The sequence below is a fragment of the Zwartia lucis genome, assembly GCF_965234455.1.
GTDB lineage: Bacteria > Pseudomonadota > Gammaproteobacteria > Burkholderiales > Burkholderiaceae_B > Zwartia > Zwartia lucis.
Genome location: NZ_OZ248472.1, coordinates 298,918 through 316,547 on the forward strand (window position 1 = coordinate 298,918; position 17,630 = coordinate 316,547).

The following is a 17,630-nucleotide window of genomic DNA, read 5'->3' on the forward strand; positions in this document are numbered from 1 at the left end:
GAACCATCTCGGGTCGGTACTACATTAATTGTTGAACTGGCGAAGAAAGCGCAGATCGCCTTCAAAAAACTGTCTGAGATCATTGACCCCATAACGCAGCATGGTCAATCGCTCAAGCCCTGAGCCAAAAGCAAAACCAATATAACGCTCAGGATCCAGACCGAAATTGCGAATGACATCTGGGTGGACTTGACCAGAACCAGAGATCTCTAACCATCGCCCCTTGTTGGGACCAGACGTAAACATCATGTCGATTTCTGCAGAAGGTTCAGTAAAGGGAAAAAACGAAGGGCGGAAACGCAACTCAAGGTCTTCGGTTTCAAAGAAACAACGCAAAAAGTTGGTGTACACACCTTTTAAATCGGCAAAGGAAATATTTTCGTCAATCCAAAGCCCTTCGACCTGATGAAACATCGGTGAGTGTGTCGCATCGCTATCAACACGATATGTCCGTCCTGGCGCAATGACCTTGATCGGGGGTTTGTTCATCCGCGCATAGCGAACTTGCATCGGGCTCGTATGCGTGCGCAACAACAAAGGCAAGCCTTTGTCATCTTTCATATCAACATAAAACGTATCTTGCATCGAGCGTGCCGGATGATTTTCTGGATTGTTGAGCGCGGTGAAGTTGGTCCAATCATTTTCGATTTCGGGGCCGTCAGCCACCTCGAAACCAATCGACTTAAAAATCTCCTCGACACGCTGCCACGTGCGAATGACCGGGTGGATGCCACCAGCACGCATCCCACGCCCAGGCAGGCTCACATCGATCGTCTCCGCCGCAAGGCGCGCATCCAACTGCGCCTGAGCTAAAGCCGCTCTGCGTGCATTGAGCAAGGCTTCAATTTGCTGCTTGATCTGATTGATGCGCGCACCCTCTTCGCGCTTGGCCTCGGGATCGAGCTTTGCCAAGCCTTTCATCAACTCAGTCAAGCTGCCCTGCTTGCCTAAAAACCGCGCTTTGGCGTTTTCCAGTGCGGCAGCATCTGTGGCTTGTGCAAATTGCTGTTGGGCCTGCTCAATCAGGTCATTGACTATCTGGGTCATCGCTTAAAACCTTAGAGAAACGAAGCTTAAAAATGCAAACGGAGCCCAAGAGGCCCCGTTTACAGATACATCTAGTCAGAGCTTAGGCAGCCAACGCAGATTTGACCTGATTGACGACGGCAGCAAAACCAGCCTTGTCACGAACGGCCATATCTGCCAAGACCTTGCGATCGAGCTCAATAGCCGCCATTTTCAGACCAGCAATAAAGACGCTGTATGTCACGCCATGCTCACGGACTGCCGCGTTGATACGCGTGATCCACAGAGCGCGGAATGTACGCTTTTTATTACGACGGTCGCGGTATGCATACTGACCAGCTCGCATGACCGCCTGTTTGGCGATACGAAATACATTACCACGACGACCGCGATAACCTTTGGCTGCTGAAATAACTTTTTTGTGACGGGCTCGAGCCGTTACACCACGTTTTACGCGAGGCATGATTAATCTCCTATCAAGCGAAAGGCATCATGGCTTTAACTGAAGCCACGTTTGTTTTATCGACCGCTGCTGAACCGCGCAACTGACGCTTGTTCTTGGTGGTTTTTTTGGTGAGGATGTGGCGTTTGAAAGCCTGGCCTCGCTTGATCGATCCGCTACCGCGAACCTGAAAGCGCTTTGCAGCACTTTTCTTGGTCTTCATCTTGGGCATATCAATTCCTGTTACTTGAACTTGTACACTGCAGGTGCCCTGAAAAGGGTGCTCGATCGCACGATCCAGCCTGACTTTCAGTTCTTGTTAACCCCAGCGTACTTTTTTGCATTACCTTTTTTGCATTACTCTTCCCCCGCATAAGTATTACGGGAAAGCCTTTGATTATATGACATATTTTTAGTTTTTGCTGAGATTTGAGGATCCCGCCTTGAATGCGTCTTAAAGTGACTTGAATCTATATTGAAAAGCCTCGGCAAAATGCTCTGCTTCGATCCCTGGTCGAGCATCAAGATCTGCGATCGTGCGTGCTACGCGACGAACGCGCTGTATCGCGCGCGCAGAGAGATAATACTTATCAATCAGGCAATCCAAGAGATTTTTAGCTTTTGTGTCCATCGGGCAAAAACGATCGAGATGTCCATCACTCAATCTGGCATTGAGCCCCCCTTGCCTCGACTGTTGAAGCGCCCAAGCCCGATCGACGCGCGCACGCACTTGGAGGGAGGTTTCACCAAGAGGCAGATCCATCCATTTCTCTTTTTCCTGTGTCACATGGATATGCAAATCAATACGGTCTATCAAGGGTCCGGAGACGCGCGACTGATAGGTCAATACTTGTTCAGGTCGACACCGACAAGCACGTTTAGGGTGTCCACTCCAACCACAAGGGCATGGATTCATGGTCGCCAACAACTGAAAGTCCGCCGGGTAGACGACTTTCAAATTGGCGCGGGCCAAAGCGATTTCATAGTTTTCAAGCGGTTCACGCAGCGCTTCGCGCACTTTACGATCAAACTCGGGAAGTTCGTCCAAAAACAATACACCGCGATGCGCCAAGGATACTTCGCCAGGCTTGGGTTTGATGCCGCCTCCAATCATGGCAGCGACTGACGCAGAGTGATGCGGCGCTCTAAAGGGACGAATCTTACTTAGTGGACGCGTCACACCTGCAAATGTCGCAATGGATGCAACCTCTAAAGATTGTGCCTGATTAAGAAAAGGCAAAATACTAGGCAGTCGCTTCGCCAACATGCTTTTTCCAACACCAGGCGTACCTGATAGCAACAGGCTGTGTCCCCCGGCGGCAGCGAGCTCGAGGGCTCGGCGCGCCATGAGCTGACCGCGCAACTCAGACAAGCACAGCTGGCGAGGTGCAAGCTCGACAGTCTCTGAAACGCCTGTCGCGAGCAAAGGGCCCGTACCCTCAAGATGACCGACCACCTCGGACAACGTCCTTGCACCCAAAACCATGACACCCGGGACGCGAGCCGCATCCTCAGCATCTTCTAAGGGCAATAAAAGCGTCGCCTCGGGCTGAGAACGGGCGATAGACAAGGCAATGGCTAGCGCACCTTTTGTCGAGACAAGAGCGCCTGTCAAGGATAATTCGCCTGCTAACACTAGCTGCGCCAACAGCACTGAGCGATCCTGCGCAGAGTCTTTTTTGCACTCCGGAATCGCGACCTGGCCAGACACTAATAAAACGCCCAGTGCAATAGGCAAATCAAAACGACCAGACTCCTTGGGAATATCTGCGGGTGATAGATTGACAGTGAGGCGTCCTAAAGGGAACTCAAAACCACTACTTTGAATCGCTGCACGAACGCGTTCACGACTTTCACGCACCTCCGCATCAGCAAGACCCACAATGCAAAAGCTCGGAAGACCCCGAGCCAAGTGGACCTCAACACGAACGGTCGGGGCATCTAAACCGAGCAAAGATCGGCTCAACAAGACTGCCAGAGACATGGTTTCACCCAAATCCACTCAGTATGCGTTGGGGAACCTTTCAGCGACAGGGCTTAGGATAAATCACTCCACCCCGTAAAACACTTGACAGCATGTAGATAAATTGCTATATGTTCTTGTAACTAAATTATAAAAGTTTGCGAGTTCTTATGAAAAAGATAAAAAAATCAAAGAGTTTGCTTCTAAATTCTCTACTGCTCATTTGTGTCAGCAGCATGCTTTTAGCATGTGGTGGCTCATCCGACACCCCCTCAAGTGGTGGCACATCCGGCACACCATCAGCTGTAAATTTCACTGTTGGTGTTAAGGGTTTTTAAATGAAAACAAAATCAATTTTCTTTTCAGCTGCCGCTATTTCAGCCGCCGCTTTTTCAGCCTCGTTTGCTTTTGTTCCTCCTCCATCTCCCGTCTCAGGCGGTAGTATCGATTTCGCGGCTGCTTATCCTGGGGCCGAAGTAAAGGATGCCTATCCATCGTGCTCGACAAGGACGGTTAACGGGCAGATTGAGGTAATCCCACCAATACCAGGAGCGAACTGCAACATTCGGCCAGATGAGCAGAGGATCGCTATCTACTCTATCAAACTGTGCAGAAACAAACCCAGTGCCCCAAGCCTTAAAGCTGTGAGCGATTTATCTTCTTGTCAGGCTATTTTTGACAGTACCAACAGTGCTGGCTCAGAAGTCTCCATCACACTTGATCAAACAACAGCTTTAACGAACGGAATAGTCCGTGTTCCTGATGCTGGCACTTACACACATCTATACGTTGAGTTAAACCCAGAGGTTAAGATCAAATCTTCAGCGAAGTTCGATATAGATATGGCTAGTACGAATGGGACTTCTTCAGGACGTTATTGCTGGACCAAGCAGGCAAACACTTATAACTTCGCGTCAAATTTTCAGGGTAGCTTGCCTGATGCAACGGAATGTGGCAGCGAAGCAGCAACCATATTTGGCGCTACCAGCGTGTTCTTTAATTCCCTGAGTGATGACTCTGGATCAGGTGGTACAGGTTTCGTAACCACGATGACAAATATACCCACGACTGCGGGTGGCCCATCCACGTTAGACGCATTCCTAATCGGCACTGATAGCAAGCTTGTTGCGATGCAATTAGTCAACACCATGGGTAGTGTCAAGCGGCTTGTTGGAGTGATTACGCTTCCTAATGGTGGCGTGACAGTGAATGCTGCTACAACTGGTCTTGTGATTGGCTACAACAACACCTTAGGTTCACAAATATCAACGCAATCTGGAGTGACTCCCTCGCAAATATCAAAATTCGGCAACGGACCATTTGACGCAACCGTTACAACTGTTCCGCCGACCCCACCAATCTAGAAGACCCGATAAGTTATAAAAAGTCACTGGTCTTTTTGGTGCAGAGCGCCCAAAAAAGGTCGTTGGGTAGATAATGTTTAAAACTGGAGCAGCTATTTGGCTGCTTCAAGTTCTGCCACGCGAGCTTCTAGAGCGTGGAGTTGTTGTTCAAGCGCCTCGATACGCACCTGTGCTCGACTCAGCAAGTCGGTCTGCACATCAAACTCCTCGCGCGTCACGAGATCCATCCGGTTAAAGGCCTGACCCATAGAGGCTTTGACATTGCGTTGGATGTCGGCCGCTGGACTTTTTGCGATGATTTCAGAAACTTTTTTTTGAAACTCTTCCAGCCAAACTGTGGATTTCATCTTTAATCACTCCTGTTACGAATATCGCTATTTTAAGTCTAGCTGACGAAGTCTAGCTGAAAGCGTTCAGAAAAAAATACTCAACTCCGCACTAGTTTGGTGCATTCCAATTCATATTGCACCAGTTTCGCTCCTAGCCTATATAAAAAGCTGCTGCGTATCTGTGGATACGATGATGAATCACTGCAAGCGCGAAGCTGGCACGCCTTTTGCTTTACCTCGGTACACCCTTACTCGAGGAAACATACATGAAGCTCATTATTGCCATTATCAAGCCGTTCAAACTAGACGAGGTCAGAGTCGCACTCTCGACATTGGGCGTTCAGGGCCTCACCGTCACCGAGGTTAAAGGTTTTGGACGACAAAAGGGCCATACGGAATTGTATCGGGGAGCGGAATATGCCGTCGACTTTTTACCTAAGTTGCGGGTCGAAGCCGCCGTTGCGGACCAACTTGTTGACCAAGCGATCGATGCAATTGAGCAAGCCGCACGCACAGGAAAAATCGGCGACGGAAAAATATTTATCGCCCCTCTTGAGCAGGTGATCAGAATACGTACCGGCGAAACCGGCGAAGCCGCACTCTAATTTTTTGAATCAATGGAGCATTAAAATGGATAAAGCCGATGTCGCATGGGTAGGCGTCTCAACCCTCTTGGTTCTACTCATGGTAGTGCCTGGTCTCGCCTTGTTTTATGGCGGATTAGTTCGCTCAAAGAACGTTCTCTCGGTATTGATGCAAGTCATCTGCACGTTCTCAGTTGCCGTGTTGCTTTGGTTCGCTTATGGCTACTCACTTACCTTTACTGAAGGTAATGCCTTTGTGGGTGGTTTTTCACGTTCATTCTTTGGTGGCATGTTTAATCCCGCAGATGGTCAGTATTCAATGACTGGCTCCATCCCAGAGTTTTTATATGCGGCTTTCCAAGCTACCTTCGCGGGCATCACTTGCGCACTCATTGTTGGTGCCTTTGCAGAGCGGGCGCGTTTTTCTGCAGTCTTGGTCTTTACAGTCTTATGGTTCACCTTTGCATACATCCCTATCGCACACATGATCTGGTTTGCCGGAGATGGCACCAAAGGCTTGTTAGCGGCCAAAGGCGCCCTAGACTTTGCGGGTGGCACCGTTGTCCATATCAACGCAGGCATTGCAGCGTTAGTGGGTGCCTTTGTCGTCGGCAAACGTCTGGGTTATGGCAAAGAAGCCATGCAGCCACATAATCTTCCGATGACAATGATGGGCGCATCCTTGCTGTGGGTCGGATGGTTTGGCTTCAACGCTGGCTCTTCCCTTGCCGCCAACGAGATTGCCGCGCTAGCCTTGTTCAACACACTGATTGCCACAGTTGGCGCAATCATGGCCTGGGTCTTTACTGAATGGGCCCTTAAAGGACGACCTTCGATGCTGGGTGCTGCCTCTGGAGCGATTGCTGGTCTTGTTGGCGTCACACCCGCTGCTGGCATGGTGGGTCCCATCGGAGCACTCGTCATTGGTGTTGCCGCTGGAGTGATCTGCGTTTGGGGCGTCAACGGTCTCAAGCGCATGATGGGTGCAGACGATACGCTCGACGTGTTTGGCATTCATGGTGTGGGCGGTATCGTCGGAGGCATTCTCGTTGGGGTCTTTAATGCTAAGGCCTTCGGCGGACCAGGTCTTGACTCAATCAGCCTGATCGGCCCACAGTTGCTCGTCCAACTTGAAGGCATTGTGATTACGATTATCTGGTCTGGTGTCGTGGCATTCCTTGCCTTTAAGATTGCAGATATGATGTGTGGCCTTCGTGTCAGCGAAGACATGGAGCGCGAAGGACTCGATATCACGACTCATGGTGAGTCTGCATACCATCGCTAATAACGTGTAGGATCGTTGTTGCAAGCAAATCGCCGACTGAGCTCGTAACAGTCGGCGATTTGCTTATTTACTTATTGACTTACTTATAAAGTGACACTATTCAAGAACTGAAGGATCAATCGTGCTTTGGCGATTGAGCGCAGTGGCAACCTGTTGGCGCAGCGCGTTGGAATGCCCTTGTCTAATTTCACGTTTGACATCTAGCAGTTGCTGCGGATGCATCGAAAAATTCGTTAAACCTAAGCCAAGCAACAAGCGTGTGAGCTTGGGATCCCCTGCCATCTCACCACATACCGCCACAGGAATGCCCGCGCGCATACCAGCGTTGATCGTATTTGCGATCAATTTTAAAACGGCTGGATGCAAGGGATCATAAAGCGCAGAGACCTCGTTATCGGCTCGATCAATCGCCAGCGTGTATTGAATCAGATCGTTCGTTCCGATAGAGAGAAAATCCAAAGCATCGGCGAAGGGATCAATGGCAATCGCTGTCGCCGGTATTTCAACCATACAGCCGATTTGAATATTGTCCGAGTACGCTTGCCCTCTCGCATCGAGCTCTCTCTTGGCAGATTCTATGGCCGCTTTCGCGGCCTTGACCTCGTGCATATGCGCGACCATCGGAATCAAAATACGGACTACACCATGAGCAGAAGCACGCAAAATCGCTCTGAGTTGTGTGGCAAATAGATCTGGATGCGCCAAGCAGTAACGTATCGCCCGCAGCCCTAATGCGGGATTAGTGGCAACCGTTGCCTCACCATCCAAGGCCTTGTCGGCGCCAATATCGAGCGTACGAATCGTGACAGGACGATTCTGCATGGCTTTGACGACCGAGGAATAGGCAAGGTATTGCTCTTCTTCGGTGGGCAATGATGAACGACCGATAAATAAAAACTCACTTCGAAACAAACCAATACCCGTGGCACCATGCGCCAACGCCAAATCCACCTCATCTGGCAGCTCGATATTGGCTTCTAAAGAAATTGCTATACCATCGATCGTCTCAGCGGGCATGTCTTTTAGTGCCACAAGCGTCATACGATCCCCCAAGTATTGCTCTTGAAGAACTTTATATTGCGCTAACGCGAGAGGTGAAGGATTAACAATCAAGGCACCTTTAACACCATCAATGATGACTGTATCGCCATCGCGAAGGAGACTTCGTGCATGACCTAACGCTACCACTGCAGGTACAGACATACTGCGGGCCACAATCGCCGTATGCGATGTTGCTCCACCAAGGTCGGTTGCGAAACCCGCAAAACGACCTCCGCGCAAACGAATCATGTCAGCCGGTGAAATGTCATGCGCAATCACGATCAAGGGTTCATCTGTTTCGCCCGCAAGATCAAACGCACTTAAGGCTCTTGTACCCGACAAGACATGCAATACACGTTCAATCACATGACGCACATCGGCGCCTCGCTCCCGCAAATACTCGTCTTCCATTGCAGCGAATTGCTCACCGAGAATTTGACCTTGTGTCGTGAGCGCCCACTCAGCGTTGTAATGTTTTTCGTGAATCAGGTTCAGCGCCTCATCAGCGAGTAGCGGATCTGAGAGCAACATACCATGCACATTCAGAAGAGCCGCCAACTCACGCGGTGCATCCTCAGGCAGGGTTTGGGCAAGTTCCATCATTTCGCTGCGGGTCGTTTCAAGCGCACGACGCAGCCGAAGCTGCTCAGCTTCTATTAGCGCTAGAGGAACACGGTAATGCGCAACCTCAAGCGCGGCAGCGCCCATGACGAGGGCACGACCAATCGCATACCCACGCGCAGCACCCTGCCCATACAGGCAAACCATCGGAGCGGGACGTGAATCGTCCGGTTGGCTATTCGCCTTCGCCAAATTTGTCATCAAACAACTTTTTAATAGCCTCAAGCGCCCGGTCTGCATCACTGCCAATGGCTTGAACTTTGACATTAGTGCGGATACCGGCGGCGAGCATCATGACACCCATGATACTTTTCGCATTCACGCGTTGAGCGCCTTTTGAAATAAAAATTTCGCTGCTGAATTGGCCTGCAAGCTGAGTGAGCTTGGCTGCAGCGCGAGCATGCAAACCAAGTTTGTTAGACACGACGATATCGAGATCAGGCATATCGAAACTATAAAAATGGAGTTAGCTTACGCACATGACATTAGTCTACACGCAACACAGCCTGCGTAGCGCCAGCAAGTGCTTTGTCCGTGACAATATCCAATGCTGCGGTGCGATAAGTAATTGCTTTGAGTAGCATGGAAGGATTGACCCCCCCAAGTACTTGACAAGCAACGCCCCTCTCACGCACATAGGCTGAAGCAGTCGCTGCGATATTAGAGGGCGTGGCACCGGGCAAATCCGTCAAAACAAGGACACCATCGCCTTGATCTGCGGCAATCATCGCCGCAGCCAAACGGGGTGAGGATTCGGTGGCACATTCGCTGGATTGGATATCAAAAACCTGGATATTAGGTTCAGCACCGAGTACATGCCTAGCGCAGGACTCCAAGGCCGATGCAAGAGGCAAGTGAGCAACCACAAAAATGGCGATCATCGCATTAAGCTGCCTGAGCAACCGCTTGTTCGAGGGCTTCGACAAAACGCGCCCCAACATCAAAGCCCGTTTGCTCTGTAATTTCAACAAAACACGTTGGACTCGTCACATTGATTTCAGTGACGTAGTCACCAATCACATCAAGCCCCACGAGTAACAGTCCCCTTTCATTCAACTGAGGGGCAATTTCTCGTGCAATTTCCCAATCACGTTTAGAGAGAGGTTGGGCAACGCCACGACCACCTGCAGCCAAATTTCCACGTGTTTCGCCAGCCAGAGGAATCCGAGCGAGGCAATAGGGAACGGGTTCGCCACCAATCAATAAAATGCGTTTATCACCTTGAGTAATCTCGGGGATGTAACGCTGCGCCATGATCGAGCGCTGTCCATCGTACGTTAAAGACTCAAGAATAGCGTTGAGATTAGGTTCGTTGACAGCAAGTTTAAAAATACCAGTGCCACCCATGCCATCAAGGGGTTTGACAATCACATCGCCGTGCTGTTGATGAAAAGCTTTAATACGCGCCATGTCCCGAGTCACAAGCGTTGGCGTCGTGAACTGCGAAAACTCAGTTATCGCAAGCTTTTCCGGATGGTTTCGAATCGCTGCACCACTGTTAAAGATGCGCGCGCCTTGAGCTTGCGCATAATCAAACATGTGCGTGATATAAACGTACTCCATATCAAAGGGAGGGTCTTTGCGCATCAACACAGCAGAAAATGTGCTCAGTGGCGTCTCCACTGGCGCGCCAACTTCGGTCCACCAGTGATGCGCATGTAAATCTGCACCCGCGACCAAATTGATCTGCGTCGCACGTGCGAGTACTTGCCCGCGCTCAATGAAGACATCACCTTGCAAGGCAACACTGAAGTGATGACCGCGGGCGACTAGTGCCTGCATCATCGCTACAGAGCTGTCCTTGTAAGCGTTTAAACCCGGAAGCGGATCTAGAACAAACAATACATGCATGAGTTAAGCCGCGGCTTCTTTTGTAGTTGTCTTCTTGCGAGGAGAAAGAACCATCACCATTTGACGACCTTCAAGCTTGGGCATGGCTTCGACCACAGCCATATCGGTCAAGTCGTCGCGCACACGCTCCAGAACACGCATCCCTAGCTCTTGGTGAGCCATCTCACGCCCACGGAAACGCAACGTGACTTTGGCTTTATCACCCTCGTCGAGAAAGCGCTTGAGGTTACGAAGCTTGACCTGATAGTCGCCTTCGTCGGTCGCAGGTCGGAACTTCACCTCTTTGACCTGAATGATCTTTTGTTTGGATCGCGCCTCGGCTAAGCGCTTTTGTTCTTGGTATTTAAATTTACCGTAATCCATCAAACGGCAGACTGGTGGATCAGCGTTAGGCGCGATCTCAACCAAATCGATCTCATTTTCCTCGGCCATGCGGATGGCGTCGAAAATTTTAACAATACCGAGCTGTTCGCCCTCTATGCCTAATAAACGCACCTCGGAAACACGAATTTCACCATTGATGCGATGTGGTTTTTCTGTTGCGATGTTGACGACTCCTAGTAGTTAGGCCGACTGCGGTGCAGACGAACCGGAATTGCGGCGTAATGCCACGTCTTCGTTTAGTAGTGAGGAAAACTGAGCAGAAGGCATCACACCAAGCTCTACCCCACCACGTCCACGCACTGCGACAGTCCCTGCTTGGCGCTCTTTTTCACCGACCACCAAGATATAAGGGACCTTTTGCAAACTGTGTTCACGAATTTTATAGGTAATTTTTTCGCTACGACAATCTGATTCTACTCTAAAGCCTTGTTTCTTCAGGCTTTGTGTGATTTCTGCCGCATAATCGGCCGTATGCTCCGAAATACAGCATACGACGGCTTGAACAGGGGCCAACCATGCGGGCATCGCACCGGCATGATTTTCAATCAACATACCGATGAAACGCTCAAAAGAACCAAGAATGGCTCGGTGAAGCATCACGGGCGCACGGCGCTGGTCAGTCGCATCCACAAACTCCGCACCAAGGCGCTGGGGCATTGAGAAATCAACCTGAATCGTCCCGCACTGCCAGTGACGACCGATTGCGTCTTTGAGGGTGTATTCAATCTTGGGGCCATAAAAAGCACCCTCACCTGGCGATACCTCAAATACACAGTCCGTGCGTTTAAGGCTTTCCATCAGAGCCGTTTCTGCTTTGTCCCACACCTCGTCGCTACCAATACGCTTTTCAGGTCGTGTCGCAACTTTATAAAGCACCTCGGTAAAGCCAAAATCGGCATAGACCTTTTGAAGCAAGGAAGTAAAGGCGGCACACTCATCCTGCAACTGATCCTCGGTGCAGAAAATATGACCATCATCCTGCGTAAAACCTCTCACGCGCATCATGCCGTGCAGGGAACCTGAGGGCTCGTTGCGGTGGCACTGACCAAATTCACCATAACGCAGTGGCAAGTCACGATACGAATGCAAACTCGAATTGAAAATTTGGACGTGTCCTGGGCAGTTCATGGGCTTGAGGCCATAGACACGGTTTTCAGACTCAGTGGTAAACATATTTTCGCGATAATTGTCCCAGTGTCCGGTTTTTTTCCAGAGGGAAATGTCCAGGATCTGAGGCGCTTTGACCTCCTGATACCCGTTATCACGATACACGGCTCGCATATATTGCTCGACTTGCTGCCAAATCGCCCACCCTTTGGGGTGCCAGAAAATCAGGCCTGGGCCCTCTTCTTGGAAATGGAACAAATCAAGGTCACGACCGATCTTGCGGTGGTCGCGACGCTCAGCTTCTTCGAGCATATGGAGATACGCATCCTGGTCTTCTTTGGTGGCCCAGGCGGTACCGTAAATACGTTGCAACATCTCGTTGTTGCTATCGCCACGCCAATAGGCGCCCGCGACCTTCATGAGCTTGAAGACTTTTAACTTGCCAGTGCTCGGCACGTGGGGGCCACGGCACAAGTCGATAAAGTCGCCTTCGCGGTAAAGACTGATCGTTTCGTTGCCAGGAATCGCACCGATAATCTCAGCCTTGTAAGCCTCGCCGATCCCTTTAAAAAAAGTAACGGCATCATCACGCAACCATTCCTCACGCGTGACAACCTCGTCTTTTTTAACGAGCTCGGTCATTTTCTTTTCAATCGCAACCAAGTCTTCGGGGGTAAAGGGACGCTTGTAAGAAAAGTCGTAATAAAAACCATTGTCGATCACTGGACCAATCGTGACCTGTGCCTCGGGAAATAATGATTTGACCGCATACGCCAGCAAATGTGCCGTCGAATGACGAATCAAATCCAGTCCATCCGCGTCTTTGGGCGTGATGATGGCAAGATGCGTATCGTTTTCGATGCGATGCGTGGTGTCGACCAAACGGCTTTCGGCACCATGTGTGACACGACCACCAAGCGCGGCACGCGCCAGACCAGCACCGATCGACTGAGCAACCTCAGCGACCGTGACCGGTCCTGGGTATTGACGCTGCGACCCGTCGGGGAGCGTAATTGAGAGCATCTATGCGAATCCTGTATCTAAGCGACAATCCATAAGTTTACCATTCTGAGCAGTCGCTATTGGGGGCAATGACCCCTCCAAGAAGCGCATTAAAGCTAGAATCAGTGGAAATCAAACCAACACTTCGTCTTACTCTTGCGCATACCCTGCCACCTCCGTGTACGTTTTAACCTTGAGCAAATCGAATGGCTCCTGATCGGCATTCTTTTTTTCATGCCCATCACAGGCAAAACAAGCCCCACTGTCAAACACCCTCTGTCATGCCTGGCTGAGGCTTACCCTGACAAGCTTTTGCTTTCTTTAGACAATCAATTGAGCTCAGAGCAAACTGGGCAACACTATCCGTATCAGCCTGAGAAAAAATATAAAAACTTTCAAGACGAACTCGACAATGCCGACCTTTTTAGTCAGCTGCGTCAGACTTATCGTAAAGGCTTGCTAGACACTCCACCTCAACCCAACGAGGATCCAGGTCGCTTGCGTCACATGCCTCTATTTATGGATATGTATGGCAAGTCTTCCACCGAGGTGGCTAATAATCTCATCGCTATTGACTGGGCACCATGCCAATGCAAGATCCAGTTTTCTCGGGTAAATGGGGCGGCTCAAGCCCTAGAGGCCGTTGGTCATCAGATTCACCAAGCAGGCTTATCGAAATACGTTCAACAAAGCTTGGGAACGTATCAATGGAGAAATATCGCAGGCACGCAACGCTTGAGTATGCATGCTCTTGGGGTGGCGATTGATTTCAAACTGCCCAATACCCTCGGACGCTATTGGAGGTGGGACACCGTCTCGCAAGGTCAAACCCGAAAATTTCCCTCAGAAATCCTGCTCGATACAGATTTCAATCAAATCGTAAACATCTTTGAATCAAAGGGCTTTGTGTGGGGCGGAAAATGGTGGCACTATGACAGTATCCATTTTGAGTATAGGCCGGAGCTGACTCTGCCCGGCTGCAATGATTTACATACTCAACGTTAATCAACTTTAAATAACAAGTATTTCACCAGTTTTTAAACCGTAAAGCGCTTGGAACTTGAAACTGACACACTGTGTATTAAAAATACTGAGAATTTCTAATGAAAATTTTCCCTTTTCTTGCCCCCTCATTTCTCTCGCTATTTATGGCGCTTTCAGGATGCGGTGGTTCGTCTGATAGCCAAGATACCAATGGATCTAAAAGCTTAGCGCCAACAGTGCAGACTTCATTAGGTTCAATTCAGGGTCTTGAACGTTCCTATCCTCTGCCCAACGCAAGCAACGGATCTTTTAGTGATTCAGCTTCTTATAGCGTATATGAGTATCGCGGTATTCCTTATGCTCAAGCCTTAACTCCCGAGGACCGATGGCGGCTTGCTAAGCCTGCAACGTCCTTGGGATCCGGAGTATTTAAAGCATATGAGTTTGGTGCAGCTTGTCCTCAGCAGGCTCGGTTTGATTTAACAGAAGCGAGCTTCAATGAGGACTGCCTAAGCTTAAACATCGCTCAACCCGTTCGTAGTGACAACTCTGTAAAGCTCCCGGTCGTCATTTGGATTCCGGGGGGTGCTTTTATAGGGGGCTCTTCTAATTTATATCGCTTGGACAAGCTTGCGCACGAGGGTCAGATCATCGTCGTTTCGATTAATTATCGAGTCGGGGCGCTTGGATTTATGCCGCACCCCTCGATCGTGGAAGGCTGGAATGGAAACCTCGGGCTTGAAGATCAGCGTTTAGCCATGCAGTGGATTAAAGATAATATTGAATCATTCGGTGGTGATCAAACAAAAATAACGCTTGCGGGTGAATCGGCCGGTGCAGCTTCAACATGTCTACATGTTCTTAGTCAGACAAAAACAAATGAATTATTTCAGCAGGCAGCGCTACTCAGCTATAACTGCTTATATGAATGGCCGACATTGGCGTCTGCGTTAACAGAGTCCAACATCGCCTTGTCCGGTGGACGAACACCCGTCTATCAACGCATGGCCAATGAGTTAGGGTGCTCCGCATATACCGGGGATGCGCAATTAAATTGTATGCGTAAAAAATCCATTCCAGATATAGTCTTAGCCCAGGGTGAGGTCAATAAAGCTGTGCCCCTATTCCCTTTTGCGCCCGTTATTGATAGCGGTGCAAACGGAACCATCCCTTTAGCTGATTTCTCTGTGGCAAGCTTAAAAGCCAATATTCATGCCATTCCTATGCTTTATGGTGGCGCTAAGGATGAGCTACGTTTGTATATCGCTTATGACATGATCGCCGATCCTTCTGCGAATACCTCAGATATTCCTTCGGCTCTCAGAGACTTTGAGTTATTTCTTTACTATTCCCTGGATTCATCTCCTCCCTCAGGCGGATGGAGCCCTGATAAATTCACTACTATTATTAATGAGTATTTTGGTGATGGTCCTATTAGCGCTGACGGATTTGGATCCATGGTTTCGGACTACACCCCTGTTGTTGGTATTAATCACTGCTCATTTTTAAAAACAGCGAGGACTTTTAGTGAAATCATGCCCTTATACCAATGGGAGTTTGCAGACCCCAATGCACTTGTTTTAGGGGTTGGTATCGCCAAGGGTCAGGATCCAAGAATGTCCCTCGGCCCTGTTCATTCAGCTGCGCTGAATTACCTCTTTCCGAATTTATCGAACACAGCGGCCATTGATGCTCCAAATTTGCCAGGCCCTTCACAATTACTGGCCAATCAGATGGTTCAAATGTGGACACAATTTGTAAAGACAGGTTCGCCAAACAGCACGGGCTTGAATAATTGGCCTAAATTTAATGAGGCCACAATGAACCAGAACGTGATGCAGTTTATTCCTAATGATGTCAAATTAATTAACGCAGTGTCCAATCACAAATGCAATTTCTGGGAGGAGATGGATAGCAAGTTAAATCCAATCAGTCTTAGATAGTCATGAACAGCCAAGACGAAAAAAAGCCCCGAGTCCGGGGCATGATTTTCGATCATTGGTAGGCGGTACTGGAATCGAACCAGCGACCTCCACGATGTCAACGTGGCGCTCTAACCAGCTGAGCTAACCGCCTGCAAAGAGGAAGATTATATCGGTTTTATCGAATGGATGTCAAAAGCATGACGCATCCGCTTTTTTAACTGCAGAAACAAACTCAGCGATGCGTTGAGCTGATTTGATCCCAGGCTCTAACTCAACGCCGCTACTGACATCGACTGCCCAAGGTCGGATATTGTGCAGCGGCTCAAGCAGGGTTTGCGCATTGAGGCCGCCGGATAAAATAATCGGTGCGCGTTGTGCAGGATCAAGCGCTAATAGTCCTGATAACAGCGCATGATCAAAAGTGTGACCACTACCACCATAGGCAGGCGTATAACTATCAAACAACCAAGCTCTTGCCTCGGAAAACTGTAAACAGGACTCGATCAGGCTTTGCGCAGTATCCATCCCCGGCGCGCCCACACGAAAGGCCTTGATATAAGGGGTCGAAAAAGATGCGCAAAACTCCGGTGGTTCTTCGCCATGAAATTGCAAAAGCGTGGGACGCATCGTGTCAATGACGTTTTGAACAACCTGTCGCTCGGGATTCACGAAAAGCGCGACAGAACTCACGAAAGCAGGGAGAGCGTGCACAAGCTGAGCAGCACGCTCAGCTGAAACAAAGCGCTTACTCGAAGGGTGGAATACGAAACCAACCGCATCGGCTCCCGCATTGACAGCGCACGTCAAGTCCTCGTGTCGCGTAATGCCGCAAATTTTGATTTTCGTACGCATCGTTTTCCCCTCAATACCCTAGAAAGTCTAAACCCACTGAACGCGCTGTCACGACAGGTAACGCATAGCCTGGATATGTCACATCCGTTAGATATAAACCATCCTGCGCAAAAGTTGGGGCACCCTGAGTGCGATCCCGAGCCTCAAGCACCTGTTTCACATAGTCTACAGGCTCTCGCCCTTGTCCAACCTGAACGAGAGCACCCATCATATTGCGTACCATGTGGTGCAGAAAAGCATTTGCTCGAAATTGGACAACGATACGAGCCCCATGCTGAGTAATGCCCAGCTCGTAAAGGGTTCGGACAGGAGATTTAGCTTGGCATTGTGAAGATCTAAAGCTGCTGAAGTCATGCTCACCGAGGAGGCAATGCGCCGCCTGTTGCATGGCCTCGACATTGAGCGGCTGAAATACCCAACCTGCTCTGCCCTGCCACAGAGGATGGCGCACCCTAGTATTAAGTAAGACATATGTATAGGCGCGTGCGGTTGCTGAAAAGCGCGCATGAAACTCAGCAGGCACGGACTGAGCCCATTGCACCGAAATTGAATCTGGCAAATGTGCATTGGTCCCTCGCACCCAAGACTCTGGGCTGCGCGTGACGAACGTATCAAGATGGATGACCTGATTCAACCCATGGACACCGGTATCTGTTCGGCCAGCACAGACAGTATTGATTGGTGCACCTACAAAGGCCTGGAGTGCACGTTCAAGAGTATCTTGAACGGTCTGACCGTGTGTTTGTTTTTGCCAACCTTGCCATGAGCGACCGTCATAAGCGATGCCAAGAGCCATCCTCTTGAGCTCACCGCCTGTATCAGAGGCTTTTGCTGCCTCTAGTTCACAAGGCTGCGCCAAAGCCAAAGCGG

General features: G+C 49.8%; 18 protein-coding genes and 1 tRNA gene. 5 read left to right on the plus strand and 14 right to left on the minus strand.

The features are described from left to right. Positions 1-24: 24 nt before the first annotated feature. The 4 genes from pheS to AC8GE9_RS01465 form a co-directional block, all read right to left on the minus strand. On the minus strand, positions 25-1,047 hold the full coding sequence (gene pheS, locus AC8GE9_RS01450; protein ID WP_506675336.1) for a phenylalanine--tRNA ligase subunit alpha: 1,023 nt from the start codon (positions 1,045-1,047) through the stop codon (positions 25-27). 82 nt (positions 1,048-1,129) lie between these two features. After that, entirely contained in the window at positions 1,130-1,489 is a 360-nt protein-coding gene (rplT, locus tag AC8GE9_RS01455; protein WP_506675337.1) for a 50S ribosomal protein L20, read from the minus strand. A 13-nt stretch (positions 1,490-1,502) separates the two neighbouring features. After that, on the minus strand, positions 1,503-1,700 hold the full coding sequence (rpmI, locus tag AC8GE9_RS01460; protein ID WP_259659572.1) for a 50S ribosomal protein L35: 198 nt from the start codon (positions 1,698-1,700) through the stop codon (positions 1,503-1,505). A 222-nt stretch (positions 1,701-1,922) separates the two neighbouring features. Continuing rightward, positions 1,923-3,452 (minus strand): YifB family Mg chelatase-like AAA ATPase, encoded by a 1,530-nt coding sequence (locus AC8GE9_RS01465; RefSeq protein WP_506675338.1) that lies wholly within the window; start codon positions 3,450-3,452, stop codon positions 1,923-1,925. Positions 3,453-3,769: 317 nt separating this feature from the next. On the opposite strand from AC8GE9_RS01465, the gene AC8GE9_RS01470 reads away from it, so the two are divergent. Beyond that, positions 3,770-4,795 (plus strand): hypothetical protein, encoded by a 1,026-nt coding sequence (locus AC8GE9_RS01470; protein WP_506675339.1) that lies wholly within the window; start codon positions 3,770-3,772, stop codon positions 4,793-4,795. A gap of 92 nt (positions 4,796-4,887) precedes the next feature. On the opposite strand, the gene AC8GE9_RS01475 is transcribed toward AC8GE9_RS01470, so the two are convergent. Continuing rightward, positions 4,888-5,142, minus strand: coding sequence for an accessory factor UbiK family protein (locus AC8GE9_RS01475; protein ID WP_506675340.1), 255 nt, complete (start codon positions 5,140-5,142; stop codon positions 4,888-4,890). 248 nt (positions 5,143-5,390) lie between these two features. Between AC8GE9_RS01475 and glnK the strand changes: the two genes are divergently transcribed. Both glnK and amt read left to right on the plus strand, forming a co-directional pair. Next, entirely contained in the window at positions 5,391-5,729 is a 339-nt protein-coding gene (gene glnK, locus AC8GE9_RS01480; protein ID WP_506675341.1) for a P-II family nitrogen regulator, read from the plus strand. A 25-nt stretch (positions 5,730-5,754) separates the two neighbouring features. After that, the gene (amt, locus tag AC8GE9_RS01485; protein WP_506675342.1) at positions 5,755-6,993 is read left to right on the plus strand and encodes an ammonium transporter; all 1,239 of its coding nucleotides are present in this window, start codon (positions 5,755-5,757) and stop codon (positions 6,991-6,993) included. Between the two features lie 96 nt (positions 6,994-7,089). Here amt and ptsP read toward each other — a convergent pair whose 3' ends face one another. The 6 genes from ptsP to thrS are packed head-to-tail and all read right to left on the minus strand — an operon-like array spanning position 7,090 to position 13,020. Further along, positions 7,090-8,802, minus strand: coding sequence for a phosphoenolpyruvate--protein phosphotransferase (ptsP, locus tag AC8GE9_RS01490; RefSeq protein ID WP_506676295.1), 1,713 nt, complete (start codon positions 8,800-8,802; stop codon positions 7,090-7,092). Between the two features lie 28 nt (positions 8,803-8,830). Continuing rightward, the gene (locus tag AC8GE9_RS01495; RefSeq protein WP_506675343.1) at positions 8,831-9,100 is read right to left on the minus strand and encodes an HPr family phosphocarrier protein; all 270 of its coding nucleotides are present in this window, start codon (positions 9,098-9,100) and stop codon (positions 8,831-8,833) included. 40 nt (positions 9,101-9,140) lie between these two features. After that, the gene (locus tag AC8GE9_RS01500) at positions 9,141-9,581 is read right to left on the minus strand and encodes a PTS sugar transporter subunit IIA (RefSeq protein WP_506675344.1); all 441 of its coding nucleotides are present in this window, start codon (positions 9,579-9,581) and stop codon (positions 9,141-9,143) included. Beyond that, positions 9,541-10,506: a glutathione synthase gene (gshB, locus tag AC8GE9_RS01505; RefSeq protein WP_506675345.1), complete on the minus strand. Its 966-nt coding sequence runs from the start codon at positions 10,504-10,506 to the stop codon at positions 9,541-9,543. Before gshB ends, AC8GE9_RS01500 begins: the two co-directional genes overlap by 41 nt. A gap of 3 nt (positions 10,507-10,509) precedes the next feature. Next, positions 10,510-11,052, minus strand: a complete 543-nt coding sequence (infC, locus tag AC8GE9_RS01510; RefSeq protein ID WP_506676296.1) for a translation initiation factor IF-3 — start codon at positions 11,050-11,052, stop codon at positions 10,510-10,512. 18 nt (positions 11,053-11,070) lie between these two features. Next, positions 11,071-13,020: a threonine--tRNA ligase gene (gene thrS / locus AC8GE9_RS01515; RefSeq protein ID WP_506675346.1), complete on the minus strand. Its 1,950-nt coding sequence runs from the start codon at positions 13,018-13,020 to the stop codon at positions 11,071-11,073. Between the two features lie 135 nt (positions 13,021-13,155). Here thrS and AC8GE9_RS01520 point away from each other — a divergent pair, with 135 nt between their 5' ends. Continuing rightward, the gene (locus AC8GE9_RS01520) at positions 13,156-14,004 is read left to right on the plus strand and encodes a M15 family metallopeptidase (RefSeq protein ID WP_506675347.1); all 849 of its coding nucleotides are present in this window, start codon (positions 13,156-13,158) and stop codon (positions 14,002-14,004) included. Between the two features lie 98 nt (positions 14,005-14,102). Beyond that, the gene (locus tag AC8GE9_RS01525) at positions 14,103-15,926 is read left to right on the plus strand and encodes a carboxylesterase family protein (RefSeq protein WP_506675348.1); all 1,824 of its coding nucleotides are present in this window, start codon (positions 14,103-14,105) and stop codon (positions 15,924-15,926) included. Between the two features lie 56 nt (positions 15,927-15,982). On the opposite strand, the gene AC8GE9_RS01530 is transcribed toward AC8GE9_RS01525, so the two are convergent. From AC8GE9_RS01530 to truA, 3 genes are all read right to left on the minus strand, one after another. Then, a tRNA-Val gene (locus AC8GE9_RS01530) sits at positions 15,983-16,059 on the minus strand. Positions 16,060-16,097: 38 nt separating this feature from the next. Next, positions 16,098-16,760 (minus strand): phosphoribosylanthranilate isomerase, encoded by a 663-nt coding sequence (locus AC8GE9_RS01535; RefSeq protein ID WP_506675349.1) that lies wholly within the window; start codon positions 16,758-16,760, stop codon positions 16,098-16,100. A gap of 10 nt (positions 16,761-16,770) precedes the next feature. Beyond that, positions 16,771-17,556, minus strand: a complete 786-nt coding sequence (gene truA, locus AC8GE9_RS01540; protein ID WP_506676297.1) for a tRNA pseudouridine(38-40) synthase TruA — start codon at positions 17,554-17,556, stop codon at positions 16,771-16,773. Between the last annotated feature and the right edge of the window lie 74 nt (positions 17,557-17,630).